At 36.5% G+C, this 17,814-nt stretch carries 20 protein-coding genes; 16 read left to right on the forward strand and 4 right to left on the reverse strand.

Going from position 1 to position 17,814, the window contains the following annotated elements:
• Positions 1–343 precede the first annotated feature (343 nt).
• The 16 genes from DarG (at position 344) to AC57AW_RS00205 (ending at position 12,862) form a co-directional block, all read left to right on the forward strand.
• A complete protein-coding gene (DarG, locus tag AC57AW_RS00130) occupies positions 344–748 on the forward strand; it encodes a flexirubin biosynthesis protein DarG (RefSeq protein WP_318848343.1) in 405 nt (134 codons plus the stop codon).
• Between the two features lie 61 nt (positions 749–809).
• Positions 810–1,805, forward strand: a complete 996-nt coding sequence (darH, locus tag AC57AW_RS00135) for a BtrH-related acyltransferase DarH (RefSeq protein WP_318848344.1) — start codon at positions 810–812, stop codon at positions 1,803–1,805.
• Position 1,806: 1 nt separating this feature from the next.
• On the forward strand, positions 1,807–2,565 hold the full coding sequence (locus tag AC57AW_RS00140; RefSeq protein WP_318848345.1) for an ABC transporter ATP-binding protein: 759 nt from the start codon (positions 1,807–1,809) through the stop codon (positions 2,563–2,565).
• Positions 2,552–3,820 carry an ABC transporter permease gene (locus AC57AW_RS00145; RefSeq protein WP_496350390.1) on the forward strand — a complete coding sequence of 423 codons (1,269 nt, stop codon included), beginning with the start codon at positions 2,552–2,554 and terminating at the stop codon, positions 3,818–3,820. Before AC57AW_RS00140 ends, AC57AW_RS00145 begins: the two co-directional genes overlap by 14 nt.
• On the forward strand, positions 3,810–4,238 hold the full coding sequence (locus AC57AW_RS00150) for an acyl-CoA thioesterase (RefSeq protein ID WP_047424884.1): 429 nt from the start codon (positions 3,810–3,812) through the stop codon (positions 4,236–4,238). Before AC57AW_RS00145 ends, AC57AW_RS00150 begins: the two co-directional genes overlap by 11 nt.
• Positions 4,235–5,392 carry a beta-ketoacyl synthase N-terminal-like domain-containing protein gene (locus AC57AW_RS00155; RefSeq protein ID WP_496350391.1) on the forward strand — a complete coding sequence of 386 codons (1,158 nt, stop codon included), beginning with the start codon at positions 4,235–4,237 and terminating at the stop codon, positions 5,390–5,392. Before AC57AW_RS00150 ends, AC57AW_RS00155 begins: the two co-directional genes overlap by 4 nt.
• 10 nt (positions 5,393–5,402) lie before the next feature.
• The gene (locus tag AC57AW_RS00160) at positions 5,403–5,942 is read left to right on the forward strand and encodes a 3-oxoacyl-ACP synthase (protein WP_496350392.1); all 540 of its coding nucleotides are present in this window, start codon (positions 5,403–5,405) and stop codon (positions 5,940–5,942) included.
• Between the two features lie 85 nt (positions 5,943–6,027).
• The gene (locus tag AC57AW_RS00165) at positions 6,028–6,285 is read left to right on the forward strand and encodes a phosphopantetheine-binding protein (protein WP_034692439.1); all 258 of its coding nucleotides are present in this window, start codon (positions 6,028–6,030) and stop codon (positions 6,283–6,285) included.
• Between the two features lie 76 nt (positions 6,286–6,361).
• The gene (locus AC57AW_RS00170; protein WP_496350393.1) at positions 6,362–7,561 is read left to right on the forward strand and encodes a beta-ketoacyl-[acyl-carrier-protein] synthase family protein; all 1,200 of its coding nucleotides are present in this window, start codon (positions 6,362–6,364) and stop codon (positions 7,559–7,561) included.
• Positions 7,558–8,619 (forward strand): beta-ketoacyl synthase N-terminal-like domain-containing protein, encoded by a 1,062-nt coding sequence (locus AC57AW_RS00175; protein WP_496350394.1) that lies wholly within the window; start codon positions 7,558–7,560, stop codon positions 8,617–8,619. The genes AC57AW_RS00170 and AC57AW_RS00175 overlap by 4 nt, the downstream gene beginning before the upstream one ends.
• 145 nt (positions 8,620–8,764) lie before the next feature.
• Positions 8,765–9,520, forward strand: coding sequence for a polysaccharide deacetylase family protein (locus AC57AW_RS00180; RefSeq protein WP_496350395.1), 756 nt, complete (start codon positions 8,765–8,767; stop codon positions 9,518–9,520).
• The gene (gene lolA2 / locus AC57AW_RS00185; RefSeq protein ID WP_149835513.1) at positions 9,513–10,139 is read left to right on the forward strand and encodes a flexirubin biosynthesis/transport protein LolA2; all 627 of its coding nucleotides are present in this window, start codon (positions 9,513–9,515) and stop codon (positions 10,137–10,139) included. The genes AC57AW_RS00180 and lolA2 overlap by 8 nt, the downstream gene beginning before the upstream one ends.
• Entirely contained in the window at positions 10,105–10,746 is a 642-nt protein-coding gene (gene lolB2, locus AC57AW_RS00190) for a flexirubin biosynthesis protein LolB2 (protein ID WP_496350396.1), read from the forward strand. Before lolA2 ends, lolB2 begins: the two co-directional genes overlap by 35 nt.
• A gap of 85 nt (positions 10,747–10,831) precedes the next feature.
• Positions 10,832–11,212: an ApeI family dehydratase gene (locus tag AC57AW_RS00195; RefSeq protein ID WP_496350397.1), complete on the forward strand. Its 381-nt coding sequence runs from the start codon at positions 10,832–10,834 to the stop codon at positions 11,210–11,212.
• Positions 11,209–11,685 (forward strand): hypothetical protein, encoded by a 477-nt coding sequence (locus AC57AW_RS00200; RefSeq protein ID WP_496350398.1) that lies wholly within the window; start codon positions 11,209–11,211, stop codon positions 11,683–11,685. The genes AC57AW_RS00195 and AC57AW_RS00200 overlap by 4 nt, the downstream gene beginning before the upstream one ends.
• A 4-nt stretch (positions 11,686–11,689) precedes the next feature.
• Positions 11,690–12,862, forward strand: coding sequence for a DUF2062 domain-containing protein (locus tag AC57AW_RS00205; protein ID WP_496350399.1), 1,173 nt, complete (start codon positions 11,690–11,692; stop codon positions 12,860–12,862).
• A 68-nt stretch (positions 12,863–12,930) separates the two neighbouring features.
• On the opposite strand, the gene AC57AW_RS00210 is transcribed toward AC57AW_RS00205, so the two are convergent.
• Genes AC57AW_RS00210 through AC57AW_RS00225 form a run of 4 tightly spaced genes read right to left on the reverse strand, consistent with a single transcriptional unit; the run spans position 12,931 to position 17,769 of the window.
• On the reverse strand, positions 12,931–14,184 hold the full coding sequence (locus tag AC57AW_RS00210) for an alpha/beta hydrolase (RefSeq protein WP_496350400.1): 1,254 nt from the start codon (positions 14,182–14,184) through the stop codon (positions 12,931–12,933).
• A gap of 6 nt (positions 14,185–14,190) precedes the next feature.
• Positions 14,191–14,556 (reverse strand): hypothetical protein, encoded by a 366-nt coding sequence (locus tag AC57AW_RS00215; protein WP_496350401.1) that lies wholly within the window; start codon positions 14,554–14,556, stop codon positions 14,191–14,193.
• Positions 14,553–16,241: a C45 family autoproteolytic acyltransferase/hydrolase gene (locus tag AC57AW_RS00220; RefSeq protein WP_496350402.1), complete on the reverse strand. Its 1,689-nt coding sequence runs from the start codon at positions 16,239–16,241 to the stop codon at positions 14,553–14,555. Before AC57AW_RS00220 ends, AC57AW_RS00215 begins: the two co-directional genes overlap by 4 nt.
• A 1-nt stretch (position 16,242) precedes the next feature.
• Entirely contained in the window at positions 16,243–17,769 is a 1,527-nt protein-coding gene (locus AC57AW_RS00225) for a phytoene desaturase family protein (protein ID WP_496350403.1), read from the reverse strand.
• Positions 17,770–17,814 lie beyond the last annotated feature (45 nt).

Raw genomic sequence — 17,814 nt, forward strand, 5'->3', positions numbered from 1 at the left:
TTTTTTATCCAAATTTCTAATCCATTAGTCTTACTTATATAAACACTTGTTACAAAAGAATTGTTACAAGCAAAAACAATAAACCTTCACAGATCCCCTTTAAGATTCTTATATATATGATTAGTTAAAGGTCTCTTTCAAAATGGGAAAAATAAAAATCCGTTTTTATCACGATTTTGGATATTTTTTTTTGATACTCCCTCTGTTTCATAGTAATAACTCCCTCAGATTTAATATGATTTACATATAATGTATTTTCACTATTTTAGCCACCTGATTAAAAGAATCAAAAAACAGGTGAATTTTATTTCATCTGGAATCTAAAAAAATTGACATTATTTAGATGAAAAAACAAGACCTGCCTCAAGACGAAAGTAACCTGAAATCCGCCAACATGACTGAAGTTCTGTATGTGACGGATGAGAATGACAACTACACGACAGCAAACAGTACAGGCTGGGATGCCAAGAAAGCTGCTCTGGATGAATCAATGGAGCTTATTTATGAAAGAATTGAGGAAGCAAAACAAAATGTTGCCAATCAAATAGTAAGTCCTATTGTTTATTTTATGGAACTGAATAAAATGGACCTGGGTGTTCTTGCATCTTATGTAGGAATGTGGCAATGGAGGGTAAAAAGACATTTTAAACCCAAAATATTTAAGACACTAAGCGAAACTGCACTGAAAAAATATGCCGAAGCATTCGGAATTTCAGTGGATGAATTAAAAAACTTCAACGGGAAATAAATGAAATGAGGCATATAAAATGCCGGATTCCATTTTGCCAATGAAAAGATACAATCTGCAAATGAAATTAAACTTTGAACACCATCAGACTGCGCATTGCGAAAACGGTGTTGCTTCTAATCTACTGCTTAATAAAGGCCTGAAACTAAGCGAGCCGATGATCTTTGGGATCGGTTCAGGATTATTTTTTGTCTATCTTCCTTTTTTAAAGGTAAATTTCGCTCCGGGCTTCAGCTATCGTCCGATGCCGGGTGCTATTTTCAGTAAAGCAGCCAAAAGATTAGGAATTAAAATCAAAAGAGAAAAATTCTCAAATCCTAAAGATGCCCAAAAAGCTCTTGAAAGAAATCTGGATCAAAATATACCTACAGGACTTCAGGTAGGCGTTTTCAATCTGACCTACTTCCCGGAGGAGTACAAATTCCACTTCAATGCCCACAATCTTGTGGTATACGGAAAAGAGGATGGAAAATTCCTGATCAGTGATCCGGTAATGGATTATACTACGTCTCTTTCCGAAGCAGAACTGGAAAAAGTAAGATATGCCAAGGGAGCACTTCCTCCAAAAGGACATATGTACTATCCTATTTATGTTCCTGAAAATGTAAACCTTGAAGAAGCTATAAAAAAAGGAATTAAAGACACCTGCAAAAACATGCTGGCTCCGGTACCGCTTATCGGCGTAAAAGCAATGAGATGGGTAGCTAAAAGTATCCCGAAATGGGCTGAAAAGAAAGGTACAAAAGTGACCAATCATTATTTGGGACAGCTGATCAGAATGCAGGAAGAAATTGGAACTGGAGGCGGAGGCTTCAGATTTATCTACGGGGCATTTCTTCAGGAAGCATCCGTTATCCTTAAAAATGACGAGCTGAAAGAATTATCAAAGGAAATCACTTCTATTGGTGACCTTTGGAGAGATTTTGCCGTAGATATTGCCAGAGTGTACAAAAACAGAAATTCAAAAAGCAATATCTACAATGAACTTTCAAAAACGATGCTGCATATTGCAGATCTGGAAGAAGCTTTCTATAAAAAACTGAGAAAAGCGATCTGATATGGCAGAAAATATGATTGAGATCAAAAACCTATATAAGAAGTACAAAAATTCTGATGATTTTTCTGTAAATGATATCTCTTTGAATATCAGCAAAAATGAAATTTACGGAATTCTCGGACCCAACGGAGCTGGAAAAACGACTTTGATTTCCATGCTTTCGGGACTGATAAAACCTACTTCAGGCCAATTTACAATCAATGGATTATCTCCCCATTCAGATGGATTCAAAATAAGACAGATTATCGGTATTGTACCCCAGGAATATGCATTGTACCCAACACTTACAGCTAAAGAAAATCTGATGTTTTTCGGAAGCCTGTATGGTTTGAAACATAAACAGCTTATCAAAACAATTGATGAATCTCTGGAAATTATGGGACTTTCAAAATTTGCAGATAAGCAGGTAGGGCAGTTTTCGGGAGGAATGAAGCGCCGCTGCAACCTCATCGCCGGCACCCTTCACAATCCTAAAATTCTATTCTTAGATGAACCCACCGTTGGTGTAGACGTTCAATCTAAAAAAGCAATTATTGACTATCTTCTGGATTTAAATAAGCAGGGGACGTGCATTATTTATACTTCCCATCACTTGTCGGAAGCAGAAGAATTCTGTACAAAAATTGCCATCATTGACCATGGAAAAATTCATGCTGTAGGAACTCCTGAAGAACTGGTTTCACAAATTGCCAATGCCGAAAACCTTGAAGATGTTTTCATTTCATTAACCGGAAAAGAACTAAGAGATGTTGTTGTATAAACTGTGGAGAAGTTTTATTAAAGAAATTCTTCTGCTAAAAAGAGATATCGGAGGGATTGTCATCATCTTTGTGATGCCGCTGCTTCTGATTGTCACCATTACCCTTATTCAGGATTCTACCTTCAAAAACCTTGAAGGATCAAAGATTCCAATTATTTTCATTGATAATGACAAATCTGATGTTTCAAAAAACATCAAAGCGGAACTGGAAAACAGCAAAACCTTCCAGCTGCTGACCAATTTCAATGAAAAGTCTGCTCAGGATGCTGTTTTCTCCGGAGATTATCAGATGGCAATTGTCATTCCTTCCAATTTAACAAAAGATTTAAATTCCAATATTGATTCTAAAGTTCAGACCATTGTAAGTTCATTTGGACTGGAAGGAGATTCAGCAAAAGTAAAAGCGGTTGCTCCGAAAACAAAAGAGATTCATTTATACTTTGATCCGGCCACCAATGCAGGATTCAAAAACTCAGTGATGAATTCTGTCAACAAAATGGTTTTTGAGATTGAAAATAAAAAGATCTACAAAGCATTCCAGGATCAGCTGGGAACAACGGAGAATCTTAATGAAAATAAAAACCTCATCAGCTTTAAAGAAATCACACCCAAGAAAGGAGCAATGGACGTCATGCCGAATTCTGTTCAGCACAATGTTCCTGCATGGACTCTTTTTGCGATTTTCTTTATTGTAGTTCCTTTATCCATCAATCTGGTGAAGGAAAAGAGCCAAGGAACAAGTGTAAGAGCAAGAATAAGCCCTACTCCCTATTTTGTACATATTTTAGGAAAAACATTTACCTATCTTATCATCTGTATCATTCAGTTTTTACTGATGGTTGCCGTGGGAATTTATCTTTTCCCATATATGGATCTTCCGGCCTTTGATGTATCCGGAAAAATGTTCCAGCTTATCACTGTAACGCTGTTTGCAGGATTGGCGGCCATCGGATTTGGAGTTTTACTGGGAACTATTGCTGATACACAGGAACAGTCTGCCCCATTTGGAGCAACTTCTGTAGTGGTTTTGGCAGCTATTGGCGGTATTTGGGTTCCTGTATTTTTAATGCCGGAATTTATGCAGACCGTAGCCCAATTCTCTCCAATGAACTGGGGACTGAATGCTTATTATGATATTATTTTAAGAAATAGCGGAATTGGTGGAATAGCTAAAGAATTAGCATTCTTATTATTATTTTATTTTGCCACCGTAGCAATTTCCATTTTTTACGAAAGAAAACAAAATGCAGTCTAAAGAAAATATATTAACCTGTACTGAAGAAGTAAGAGTACGATTCAATGAGACAGATCCACTGGGAATTGTCTGGCACGGGCACTACATTGTTTATTTTGAAGACGGAAGAGAAGCTTTTGGCCGTCAGCACGGCTTAACCTATCTTGATATTCAGAATGCAGGATTTGTAACGCCTATTGTAAAAAGTACCTGCGAACATTTTCTTCCTTTAAAATATGGAGAAACCTTCAGAATTGTAACAACTTATGTAAATTCGATATCTGCCAAGCTGATATACAGATATGAAATCTTCAATAAGGAAGATCAGTTAGTATGCAGCGGTGAGACCATCCAGGTATTTCTGGACAGTAACGGAAGCTTATGCCTGTACAATCCGGAATTTTTTCAAAACTGGAAAGATAAAATGGGATTATCATGAGGAAGGAAATTTATATCACAGACTACAATTGTGTAACTCCCCTGGGGTTAGATGCAGATTCCAACTGGAAGGCACTTTCAGAAGAAAAATCGGGAGTTGCTTTACATAAAATTATAGACAATCAGGATGCTTTTTATGCTTCCATGATTGATTCTGAAAAACTGAATGAAGAATTCAGCAGATTCTTTACCCAGAATACTATTGATTTTACAAGACTGGAAAAGATGCTTCTTTTAAGCCTCCTTCCTCTTGTTGAAAAACACACCATTTCGGAAGACACAGCTTTTATCCTTTCAACAACAAAAGGAAATATCAGCCTGTTAAAAAACCAGACTGAATTACCGGAAGGCGTTTATTTATCAAAATTAGCACAGAAAATGGCAGACTTTTTTGGATTTAAAACAAGACCAATCATTGTCTCCAATGCCTGTGTTTCAGGGGTAATGGCAATTGCAGTTGCCAAGAATATGATTCAGGCAGGAAAGTATAAAGATGCTTTCGTTATTGCGGGAGATGAACTTTCTGAATTTGTTATTTCAGGATTCAATTCATTTCAGGCAATAGGATCAGGACCTTGCAAGCCTTATGATAAAAACAGAGACGGAATCAATATCGGTGAAGCAGCAGCAGCAGTTTATATTACTGGTCATAATTCTGACGAAGAAAAAGTCTCACAAAATGAAAAATTCAGATTTAAAATCCTGGGAGATTCTGCAGTGAATGATGCCAACCACATCTCCGGACCTTCAAGAACGGGTGACGGTTTGTATGCCAGTATTAAAAATGCAATGACAGAAGCCAATGTTTCATCAGAACAGATTGATTTTATTTCTGCTCACGGAACAGCCACTTTATATAACGATGAAATGGAAGCCATCGCTTTCAACAGAATGGAACTTCAAAATGTTCCTCTCAACAGTATGAAAGGCTATTATGGACATTGTCTGGGAGCGTCAGGACTTCTTGAAAGTATTATTTCTATGGAAAGTGCTCTTCACAGTACGCTGCTTCCATCAAAAAATTTCGAAGAAACAGGAGTTACCCAGCCTTTGAATATTATCAAAGAAAACCAAACTGCAGATATTAAATATATTCTGAAAACAGCTTCAGGTTTTGGAGGCTGCAATGCCGCAGTTGTGCTGGAAAAATGTTAAAATGAACATGATGAAGAAAATAAACACCTGTACTATAGAACATTCAAAGATAACCGTTGACGGAAATCTTATTTTTGAAAGCCAAAGCGAAACTTTTCAGGAATTTGCTAAAGAAGCTTATAAAAGTTTAGACCTCAGCTATCCAAAGTTTCATAAAATGGATCATTTGAGTAAACTGGCTTTTCTTTCTGCTGAAACCATATTGAAAGACGAAGATCACAGCAGAACGGCCATTGTTTTCGCCAACAGATCTTCCAGTCTGGATACTGATTTCAAATATCAGGAAAGCATCAACGATCAGGATAACTTTTATCCAAGTCCGGCAGTATTTGTCTACACTCTTCCTAACATCTGTGTGGGGGAAATCAGTATTAAACACAAAATGCAGACAGAAAATGCTTTTTTCATTTTGGATGAGTTTGACGAAAAATTTTTAAACGAATATTCTGAACAAATCCTCTTGTCTGGGAAGGCTGACAAAGTATTGTGTGGCTGGGTAGAATTGTATCAGGAAAATTATAAAGCTTTTGTATATTTGCTAACCTTATAAAAATGCAACAATATAACAGTGTAATTAGTTAACAGGCTTCATTGCTGAACTGACACGTAGATTACACTGATAAATCAACTAAATTATGGAAAACTTAAAAACAGAATTGAAACACAAAATTATTGAAGTTCTTAATCTTGAAGATGTATCTGTAGAAGAAATCAAAGATACTGATCCATTATTCGGAGGAGGATTGGGACTAGATTCTATTGATGCTTTGGAACTGATCGTTCTTCTTGATAAAGACTACGGAATAAAATTAGCTGATCCTAAAAAAGGAAAGGAAATCTTTCAATCTATTGATACGATGGCAAAATTCATCGAAGACAACAGAACGAAATAAATTAATATAAAAATCTAACAGTGCAGCAATGTAGCCATTATTGATAGGTTGGTACACTGTTACATTATTTAATACCATGAGTCAAAAAATTGCCATAACGGGAATGGGCATCATTTCCTCCATCGGAAACAATGTGGAGGAAAATTTTATTTCATTGCAATCCGGAAAACATGGAATTTCAGATATTGAAATGTTTGAAACCAGACATGCCGGAATCATTAAAACAGGTGAAATAAAATTATCCAACGAAGAACTTGTACAGAAACTTCAGCTTGATGAAGACAACAACGTAACAAGAACTTCTCTATTGGGTATGATTGCTGCGAAAGAAGCTTTAGAAAGTGCAGGAATTTCAGATATCAATGGTTACAGAACCGGATTGATCTCTTCCACCAGCGTAGGTGGGATGGATATTACTGAAAAATACTTCTACTCTTACGAAGACTTCCCTGAAAAGCAAAAGTATATTGACGCTCATGATGCCGGTAGCTCCTCATTGGCAATTGCTGATTATTTGGGATTAAAAGGCATGGTTTCTACCATCAGTACAGCCTGTTCATCAGCGGCTAATGCTATTATGATGGGTGCTAAGCTGATCAAAAACGGAGTTCTGGACCGTGTCATTGTTGGAGGAACAGATTCTCTTTCCAAGTTTACATTGAACGGATTCAATACATTAATGATCCTTACGGATTCTTACAATACTCCTTTTGACAACAACAGAAAAGGACTGAATCTTGGAGAAGCTGCGGCTTTCTTAGTTCTTGAGTCCGAAGAAGTAGTCAAAAAAGAAAATAAAAAGGTTCTGGCTTATCTTTCCGGATACGGCAATGCTAATGATGCACACCATCAGACGGCTTCTTCCGAAAATGGGCAGGGAGCATTTTTAGCCATGCAGCAGGCTTTAAAAATCTCAGGATTAGCTAAAGAAAATATAGATTATATCAACGTTCACGGAACGGCTACTCCCAACAATGATCTATCAGAAGGAATTGCTATGATCAGAATCTTTGGAGAAAACCAGGTTCCTGAATTCAGCTCTACAAAAGCATTTACAGGCCATACATTGGCAGCGGCAGCAGGAATTGAAGCGGTCTTTTCAATTTTAGCGATGCAAAACAGCGTTATCTTCCCGAACCTGAATTTCAAAACAAAAATGGAAGAATTTGATCTCACCCCTGTTACCGAATTGAAAGAGAAAAACATCAATCATGTGCTTTCCAATTCATTTGGCTTTGGAGGAAACTGCTCAACCTTAATTCTTTCAAAATCATGAGTTCAGTATACATCAACAGTGCATCCTGTATCTCAGTTCAGGACACTTTAAACGAAAATATTCTTCAGAACCTTACCCCGGAGAATTCTTCCAATATCATCAAAGCAATAGAACCTAATTACAAAGAGTTCATACCACCTGCCATGATCAGAAGAATGTCCAAAACGGTAAAAATGAGTTCTGTAGCATCACAATATGCCTTAAAAGAAGCAGGTATTGAACAACCGGATGCCATCATCGTAGGAACCGGAATGGGCTGTTCTCAGGATTCTGAAAAGTTCCTGAAAAATGTGATTGATAATCATGAAGAGTTCCTTACACCTACCTTTTTCATCCAGTCTACCCACAATACGGTAGCAGGGCAAATTGCTCTGGGATTACAGTGTCATGCTTATAATTTCACCTATGTAAATACTTCTTCTTCACTGGAGTTTTCATTATTGGATGCTCAGCTTCAGATCAATGACGAAGAAGCGGAAAATGTTTTGGTGGGTTCTACAGACGAGCAGACTGCCAGAACAATGGAGCTTTATTGTTTAAATAATATCATAAAAAAAGAAGAAGATCTTCCTGCCGATTATTTACATTCCACCACCAATGGAGTGATCTGGGGTGAAGGAGCCAGCTTCTTTGTTCTAGGAAAAGATAAGACCGAAAATTCTTACGCAAAGCTTAAAAATATTAATATCACTAATAAAGTAGAGTTGAATGAAGTACAGAATTTTATCCAGAATTTCTTAACTCAGAATAATCTCTCTACTGGTGATATTGATGCTGTTATTTTAGGATTCAGTGGAGACGCAGATTCTGATGTGTACTATACAACAGCAATGGATCTGTTTCCGGACTCATCTTTGCTTTATTACAAACATTTGAGCGGAGAATTCAATACAGCCAGCGGCTTTTCAACGTTTATGGCCTGCCATATCCTTAAAGAACAGCAGATCCCGGAAATCATGATGATCAATGCAGAGAAAAAAGAACACGTAAAGAATATACTTCTTTACAACCATCTTGCAGGTAGTGATCACAGTCTGGTATTATTGGAAAAGGCATAATTGTTGAAAATTATACGGTCTATTTGTCATTCAGAGCGAAGTGAAGCGTGGAATCTAAATTAATCCAGACTCCTACGGAGTGACAATAATAGATATCATGACCATAACACTCATAATGACAAGTTTAACATAAAAACAGCCAGCAATGAAACACTATCCATTCATCCTGTTCTATCTTTTCTGTAACGTTTTTATTTATGCGTTCCACGGAAGTTTTTGGGTGTATCTGTTTTGTTTTTTTGCTTTTTCAGCGGTTGTAGTCTGGGGTTCATTTGACATTGAACTAGGATATTTTGTCAACAGTATTACTCATAAGCGGACCAGAATCAAAGAAGTTGCCCTTACTTTTGATGACGGCCCTACAGAGTTTACCCCAAAGTTTTTAGACTTACTTAAAGAACATCAAGTAAAAGCAACCTTTTTCTGTATTGGGAAACAGATTGAAAAATATCCTGAAACCTTTCAGAGAATCATTGCGGAAGGTCATACGATCGGAAATCATACGTTATCACATTCCAATTCCACGGGTTTTTTATCCACTTCAAAAATGATTGAGGAAATTGAAAAGTGTGATGAGGTGATTAAAAATATTGGAAATATAACGACTCATCTTTACAGACCACCTTTCGGCGTAACAAATCCCAATATTGCAAAGGCAATCAAAAAAACGCATAAAGAAAGTATCGGATGGAATGTCCGGTCTTTAGACACCATCATTGATGACGAAAAGAAAATCTACAGCAGAGTAACCAAAAGCCTGAAAAAAGGCAGTATTATCCTACTTCATGACACTTCGGAAAAGACCTGTCGTGTGCTGGTAGATTTATTAGTATTTTTGAAGGACAAAAAATATTCAACCTTTACTGTTGATACAGTTACAAATTCAAATAGAAATGATTAAAAATATTGCTTTCGGAGCATTCTTACTGGTTTCCGGTTTCTTTTTTGCCCAAAATACGGCAATGTCCGGCGCGGAAGCTAAAGCGTTTGTCTCGAAAGTTTCTTCGGAGACCAAAGAGATTAAAACTTTACAGAGTGACTTTACTCAGACCAAAAAAATGGACTTTCTGGATAAAAGCATTGTAACTTATGGGAGAATGTCACTGCAGACTCCCAATATGCTGAGTTGGAAATATACCAAACCTTATCAATACAGTATTGTTTTTAAAAGCAATAAGATCTTCATCAATGATCAGGGGAAAAAGTCATCTGTAGATGCCAAAAGCAAAACATTTGAAAAAATAAATAAACTGATTGTAGGAAGTTCAAACGGAACGATGTTCAACGATCCAGAATTTACGGTAACCTATTTTAAGAACGGAAATTACAATGTAGCTAAGTTTATTCCTAAAACATCACAGCTGTTGAAATACATCAAACAGATCGAGCTGTATTTCCCAAAGAACCAGTCGACGGTTTCTCAGGTTAATATGACCGAGGCTTCCGGAGACACCACCAATATTGTTTTCAAAAATACCAAGATCAATGCTTCAATTCCTGCGTCAGAGTTTACTTTATAGCCTGATTCTGATTCTGATTCTGGCTGTTTCCTGCAAAACTTACAAGCTGACTGATGTCAAGCCTGTTTCTGCCTCTGAAAAAACGGTTGAAAACTTATATTTCTCTTCCAGCGAAGATTATGTATACAAATGCCAGATGGATATTTATAAAAACCATGTGAGCGGTATCCTGATCGTCAAAAAATTGAATGAAACGACACACCGGGTCGCCTTAACCTCAGATTTTGGAAATAAACTGATTGATTTTGAGGTTTCTGACAATAATTTCAAACTGAACTATGTACTTCCTGATCTGGATAAAAAAATTGTCATCAATTTTCTGAAGAATGATTTCCAGCAGCTACTGAAAAGACAGTATCCCGTGAGCGAAACTTTTGAGAATGACAATGCTAAAATCTATCTTTCAAAAATTGAGAATAAAAGCTATTATTTATTCTTCAACAAAGAAAACGGTTTACTGAAACAGGTCATTTACACGAAAAATAATAAGGAAAAAATCGATTTTACTTTTGATGCAAAAAAACCTATCTTCGCGGATAGCTTAAATCTACAGCACAAAGATTTTAAGATCAATATAAAACTATTTCAAATAACCGAAACAGAATAATTTCCAACATGAAAAACTATAAACACACAGCAGTATAGTTTTCCAGAAAGAAGTTGCTTACCTATTCAATCTTAAAAATAAGATCATGCAAACTATTCTTACAGATTTTTATACATTAACATCTTATGAGAAAGCAGAAGACGGAAAGTTTACTGCCCACATCAATCTCAATAAAGACCACGATATTTTCAAGGGCCATTTCCCTGGAAATCCGGTGACTCCCGGTGTTTGTATGATGCAGATTATCAAAGAACTGACTGAGGAATTTACGGGTTCAAAATTATTCTTAAAAACCGCGTCCAATGTAAAATTCATGGCCATCATCAATCCTTTTGAGACTCCTGACTTACAACTTCAACTGGATATTAACGAAAATGAAGATGATGTTAAAGTAAAAAATATTACTTCTTTTGGCGAGACTATTGCATTGAAACTGTCTGTAAGCTATAAAAAAATATCGTCATGAATCTTATCTTCTCATTCATAGCAGCATTTGTTTTTTTCTTTCAGTCTGACCTTGAAACGCTGAGAAACAGCTATGCTAAAGCCAACGAATCCAATACCAATACCGCCAGCTTCATTGAAACTGCGGAAAAACAATCCGGTTCTGATGCCGTAACTGTTGGGTATAAAGCTGCAGCAAAAATTATGGAAGCAAAAATTGCCAAAAGCAACAGAAAGTCTCTGGTAAAGACAGGCGCTACAAGTCTTGAAGGCATTATCAAAAGTAATCCTAACAATGCTGAACTTCGTCTGATAAGAATGAGTGTTCAGGAAAATATCCCGAAAATTGTGGGATACCGCGGAAGTCTGAAGGATGATAAAGCATTCCTTCTGAATAATTACAGCAAACAGAATGCAGCATTAAAAGGCTATATCAAAAGGTTTGCAATGCAGTCTAAAACCATTACAGAGGCCGAAAGAGCCACTTTAAAATAAAAGAATGTCCCTCGCTGAAGTACAAAATGCAATTTCTGAAAAGAAGATATGCGTTTTAATACCTACCTACAATAATGAAAAGACTCTGAATAGGGTTATTGACGGTGTTCTCGAGTATACCGGAAATATTATTGTGGTCAATGATGGTTCCTCAGATTCTACGCCTCAGATTCTTGCCCAATACCCTCAGATTACGATCATCTCTCTACCGGAGAACAAAGGAAAAGGAAATGCCCTTAAAACAGGTTTTAGAGCAGCAAAGAAGTCAGGGTATGACTATGCCATCACTATTGATTCGGACGGACAGCATTATCCGGATGATCTTCCTGTATTTGTAGAAGCCCTACTTCAGGAAAAAGAAGAGGTTCTTTTGATTGGGAACCGAAATATGTCTCAGGACGGTATTCCCAAGAAAAGCAGTTTTGGAAACCGTTTTTCCAATTTCTGGTTCTGGTTTGAAACCGGTATCAAACTGGAAGATACACAATCTGGCTACAGGCTTTATCCTTTACATAAAATTCCAAAAAAATATTTTACACCTAAGTTTGAATTTGAAATCGAAATCATTGTAAGAACCGCATGGAGACATGTTCCGGTAAAAAATGTTCCAATCAAGGTTTTGTATGATCCTGCAGAACGTGTTTCCCATTTCAGACCTTTTAAAGATTTTACAAGAATCAGCATTCTGAATACGATTCTGGTAACAATCACCCTATTTTATATTATTCCGAGAAATTTTCTGAATAATTTCAAAAAAAAAAGCTTTAAAAAATTCATCCAGGAAGATGTCTTAGAAAGTGACGGAAGCAACCGTACAAAGGCATTTTCTATTGCGTTGGGAGTCTTTATAGGACTTTCACCTTTCTGGGGATTTCAGACACTTCTGGTCATCAGTTTATCTGTACTTTTTAAACTCAATAAAGTACTTGCTTTCGTAGCCTCTAATGTGAGCCTTCCTCCTTTTATTCCTTTTGTCATTGCAGCCTCATTATTTCTGGGAGCGCCATTTGTAGGTGGTGACAGCGATATTTTAAGTCAGGATTTAAATTTTGAACTGATCAAGAACAACCTGCTGCAATATATCATTGGCAGTTTTATTTTAAGCACTACACTTTCTGCTTTGTCTGGAATAGCTGTCTTTTTATTTTTGAATAAAGTAAGTCCGGAAAACAATTAAAAAAGCCCGGAATAAAATTCCAGGCTCATTACAATTAGTTATTATTTTTCTATTTTACGCTGAAAACATTATTTTAGAATAAACTGTGTCAGGTCTTTCAAAAACTGTTCATCAACTTTTCCTTTTGTTTCATAATCTTTTGGAGAGGGTTTTCCGGAACCGGTTATGAATAAGTGACTTAATGTTGGGTACAATTTAAATGTTGCTGTTTTATCGTTTTTCAATGCTTCTTTCCAAAGGTTGAAATCTTTCTCTGTTACCTGATAATCTCTTCCTCCCTGGGCAAAAAACATCGGAGCTTTTATTTTTTTAACCTCATTAAGCTGATTGTATTCTTTTAAATATTTCCAATACGCAGCAGATTGTCCCAACGGAAGTTCTGATGCTGGTGAGCTTAGGGTGAATTGGGATGAATTCAAATAGGCAACCTGTTTTTTTATTTCCTGAACAGCTTCAGCAGGAACTTTAGACGAATCCAGAGAATGAAGATAATCATACTGTTCTACCAACAGATCCTGTAACGGTCTGGCATTTCCAGCCATAAAAACATATTTTGAAACCTGAGCTTTTTCTACAATTTTAGGCATCATATACGCTCCCTGGCTATGTCCCAGGATAATGATTTCATATCCTTTATAGTCTGCATTATTTTTAAAATATTGGGCAGCATTTACTGCATCATTGATGGTTTCCTCTTCTACAGTAGATTTTTCATTGAACGCTTCCGGGTAAGAATATGTTCTTTTATCATATCGGTAAGATGAGATTCCGTTGTTGAGAAGGTATTCTGCTATGTCTTTAAACGGTTTATTCTCTCCAATAGTCTCATCCCTGTCATGTGCTCCTGAGCCATGAACAAAAATGACTAATTTCTTTTTGTTGTTGGAAGGAGGAACTAATAATATTCCATTCAATTCAATAGCATCGCTTTTGATTTTCAATGTAGTCTTCTCGTCCGGTTTTTCAATTGTTTTATGGGGAACTAAAAAGAAACCGAGCATTTTATTATTTTCTCCGAAAGTAAGCTGAACATCCAGTTTGGTCTTTTCAAATTCGGAATAATAATAGTAAATATTTCCTTCGTTGTTTACTTCAAGAATAGTTTTCAAACTTCCAATCTGTCCCTGAAGTTGTTCTGTAATAGCTTTAAGTTGTTCCACCGGAATCTGCCCTGCTATGGAAGGATCAAAATAAGAATGTGCTTTTTCTATGTTTTTATCGATTAATAAAGTTTTGATAAAAGTTTTTCCTATTTCTTTTCTGTCCTGAGAAAATGATAATAGAAACCATGTGGTAAGGAAAAGGGTTAAAAGTTTTTTCATAATCAATTATTTATAAACAATATCAGAAAATGCTAATGGCGTCATCATGATGGTAACAAATATCGCAATAATTACCAGGGCCAACTGTGTTATATGATATATTTTTTCCCTTTCGTCTTCTTTTATTTCAAAAGTAAATTTTATCTTATCCGGTCGTCTTATAATCAACCAGATAAAGAGAAGAACGGCCAGATTCATGAGTACCGGGAACACAACAAATATTTTACTTCCATAGTTATCTTTCATATTTCCATAGCCGTGAATGGGTATAACGGCAGGGATGGAACTGTATACCGTACACAGATACACCGAATAGCAGATAATAATGACAAAAGGGATGCAGAACAGCAGTTTTATATATTTAGGGATCATTTCAGTTTGTTTAAAGTTTTCTTCAGATATTTTTCTACATTTTTTCTGTCCGGAACCGTTGTAATTTCTTTCGTTAAAGCTTTTTCAAATGCTTCTTTTGCCTTTGAGTATTCTTTTTTGCTAAAATAATATTTTCCTGATTGATAATAGACCAGCCAAAAGTCAGGGTTCATAGATTGATAGGAAGGGATAATACCATCTGTCAGCAGTGTATTTTTATCGTCTGCAGCTTCATTTATTTCTTTGCCGTACATTTTAGACAGCTCATAGTTTTGGAATTCTTCAGAATCTGCGAAGGGATCACGGGGAATATTTAAACCTGATTTTGAAAAGTTATCAGGCTGTAATCCTTTTTCTGAAAAGATTTCGTTCAAATCATAGCATACAAATTCTCCCAGCTGATAAGGATTTGAAGATACCCAAACCAATTTTTTCTGTGGCGAAAATATAATAGCATGGTGAGCCAAAAGCTGGTTAAGAGCCTTTTCATTACCATAACCGATCTTCTCTCCTTTTAATCCGGATCTGTCTCTTAAAACAGAAGCCATCTTTTCCGGAGTCATTTTTTTTTCTTCCTGCAAAAGCTCCTGAAGTTTCTCATACCGGTATTCGGAATGGCTTTCTTCAATATGCTTCTGATTTCTTTTGTCATCTTTATAAGCTTCTGACTGGAAATGATTGGTACAAAGAACCTTGCTGGTGTTTTGTACTCTGTACACACCGAAATTCTTAGGTGACACTTCAATGATTACGGCATTTTTATCATGAGCACTTCCTACCAGAATAGATTCAGATACAAAAACCTTCCTCTTTTTAGCAATGGCAATCGCTTCATCAATATTTTTAGCATACTGCAGAATCTCCCTGGTAACAAGGGAAATAGGCGTTTTTGCAGTCATGGGAATTTTTGATTTTCCTGCGTTAATGGTTACCGTAATTCCTTCTTTATTCATCCCGGACACCACCCCTATCATTCCCGGCCAGCTTACCGACATATATGGGATTCCGGATTCCGGCTGAACAAATTCTACCAGTTTATTTTTTGCAAAATCATCTCCCACATAAAAATCAAAATTTCTTCCGATCAACAGATCGCCATCTTCAGTATTTTCGTTCCATACCGCAAGGGAAGTACAGCCAACCATGGCCAGATCCTGCATTGCATGCCCAATATCATGAGCTCCGTGCAGATAAAGATTTCTTAAATATTTGGGAGCAATAAAATCATATTGATTGGATGAGTATTGTGATAAACCGTATAATTCTGCCTGATAGTCTTCTCTTACATTGAGGTACATTTTTCTGTTGTACCATTTTAAAAAGCCTCTCAGCAGCTTCTGTTTAAATTTTGACGGTACAAATCCCTCAACTTTTGAAAAGAAGATTCCTTCCTGTTTCTGCATTAAACTTTGAGTCAAAGCTCCATTATTATATCCCAGCTGAAGAGGATTCCCTTTGATATAAAGTTCCCAGAGCTGCTGTTTATTTTTCGTAAGGTAATTTTGGTTATAACTGAAAGTACTGTCATTGATACGGGATACTTTCGGAACCTCCAGCGAATATTGTTTTACATCAGGAATATGATGGATAGATTTTGATATTCCGCAGGAAGTGAGGAAAAAACAAAAAGCAAGGTAAAAAAGAGTTCTTGTATAAGATGAATGAATGGTTTTCGTTTTTTTCACTTTAGTTTTTATTAATCATTTGTGTCAACCGCATATCTATCTTTTCTTTTCCTAAGATCTCTGCGCAGGTATTAAAAGCTCCAATGGTGACTCCTAAAATCCCATGCATATTAACAGATTGTCCTGTCAGAAACAGATTGTCTATCTTGGTACGGGGAGAAACCATGGTTTTAAGAGGATTCTCCGAGTTTTTCATGTATCCGTACATATTCCCTTCGAAATTCCCGATATAGTCTCTGTACGACAAGGGAGAAGAAGTATATATTGTTTTGATGGCGTGCCTTAAATTTGGAATTTTCTTTTCCAGGGCATCAAGCATCTTTTCTGTTTTTTCAAGTTTAAATCTTTCATAAGCCTCTCCTCGTTCATGCTCATCTGCTACGGTATTGAATGTATTTTCCCATTCTCTAACCTCATCAAAATCCATATAGGAAATTGCGGTAAGACTTTCTGCAAATTCAGGATGATGTTTTGAGGGCGTGGATGAAAGCATATAAGTTTCCGGCCATGCTTCTTTCCGGTAACGGAATGCATTCCAGACCTGCTCTTCTGATGAATAGTAATATCTGTTGTAATTGAAGTTCGGAAGACTGTGAGGTCTTAAAACCAGATAAATACTAAAGCATGATGAAACCGGTTTCCAGCTCAAAACCCTGTTGAGAAAAGACTTCTTAAGCCTTTCTTCTCCAATTAGTTTAATCGTGGAACGTATCTCTATATTTGAAATAAACTGTTTTGCTGAATATTCTTTTCCTTCTTTCGTTTTTACGGATGTCAATACATTATTTTCATTAAAAACAAAGTCAGACACTTCTGAATGCTTGTGAATTTCCGCTCCATATTCCCTAAGTTTTCTGATCAGAAGTTTAGAGATCTGGCTTCCGCCTTTTACACATTTGTAAGCGCTCTGGATATAAGAATTTACGGTTAGAGCATGTACATAAAAAGGAACATCTTCGGAGTCTCCGGCATATAAAAAGTTGGAACCCAGTAAAACAGCCTGGAGTCTTTTGTTCTGGGTAACGGATTCTATAAATCTTTTGGTATTAAGATGCAGAATTTCCTCGTTGTAATTGTCTTTTCCTACTACATAATATCTTGGAAACTGGCTGCAGACATACTGAATCTCTTCACAGTAGTTTTCAAGGTTTACTTTTTCTTCAGGAAAATACCTGGAAAGCTGTTCAACGAAATTCTGATAGCCCTGTGCATGCGGATATTCTATTTCGTCCTCTCCAAAACTTATCCTGTCATACCCATCTTCATCCATCAGCTGAAGCTCAAGATCATCCATAATTTCCAGATAGGAAAAGAATTGGTTCAGATTCTGGCCTTTGGATAAACCTCCAAGATAATGAACACCTGTATCAAAAATCAGTTTGTCGCGTGAAAAAGTCTGCAGATTTCCTCCATATTGGTTATTTTTCTCAAGAACACACACTTTCAGACCTTCTTTCGCCAAAATAAGAGCCGAAACAAGACCTCCCAACCCGCTGCCGATTACAAGTATGTCGTATGCTTTCTTCAAAAGAAAATGTGCTTATAATAATTAAGAATAGGGGAATTTAAGATA

It is taken from the genome of Chryseobacterium sp. BGA-UO-ETr-SB22 (assembly GCF_059567885.1).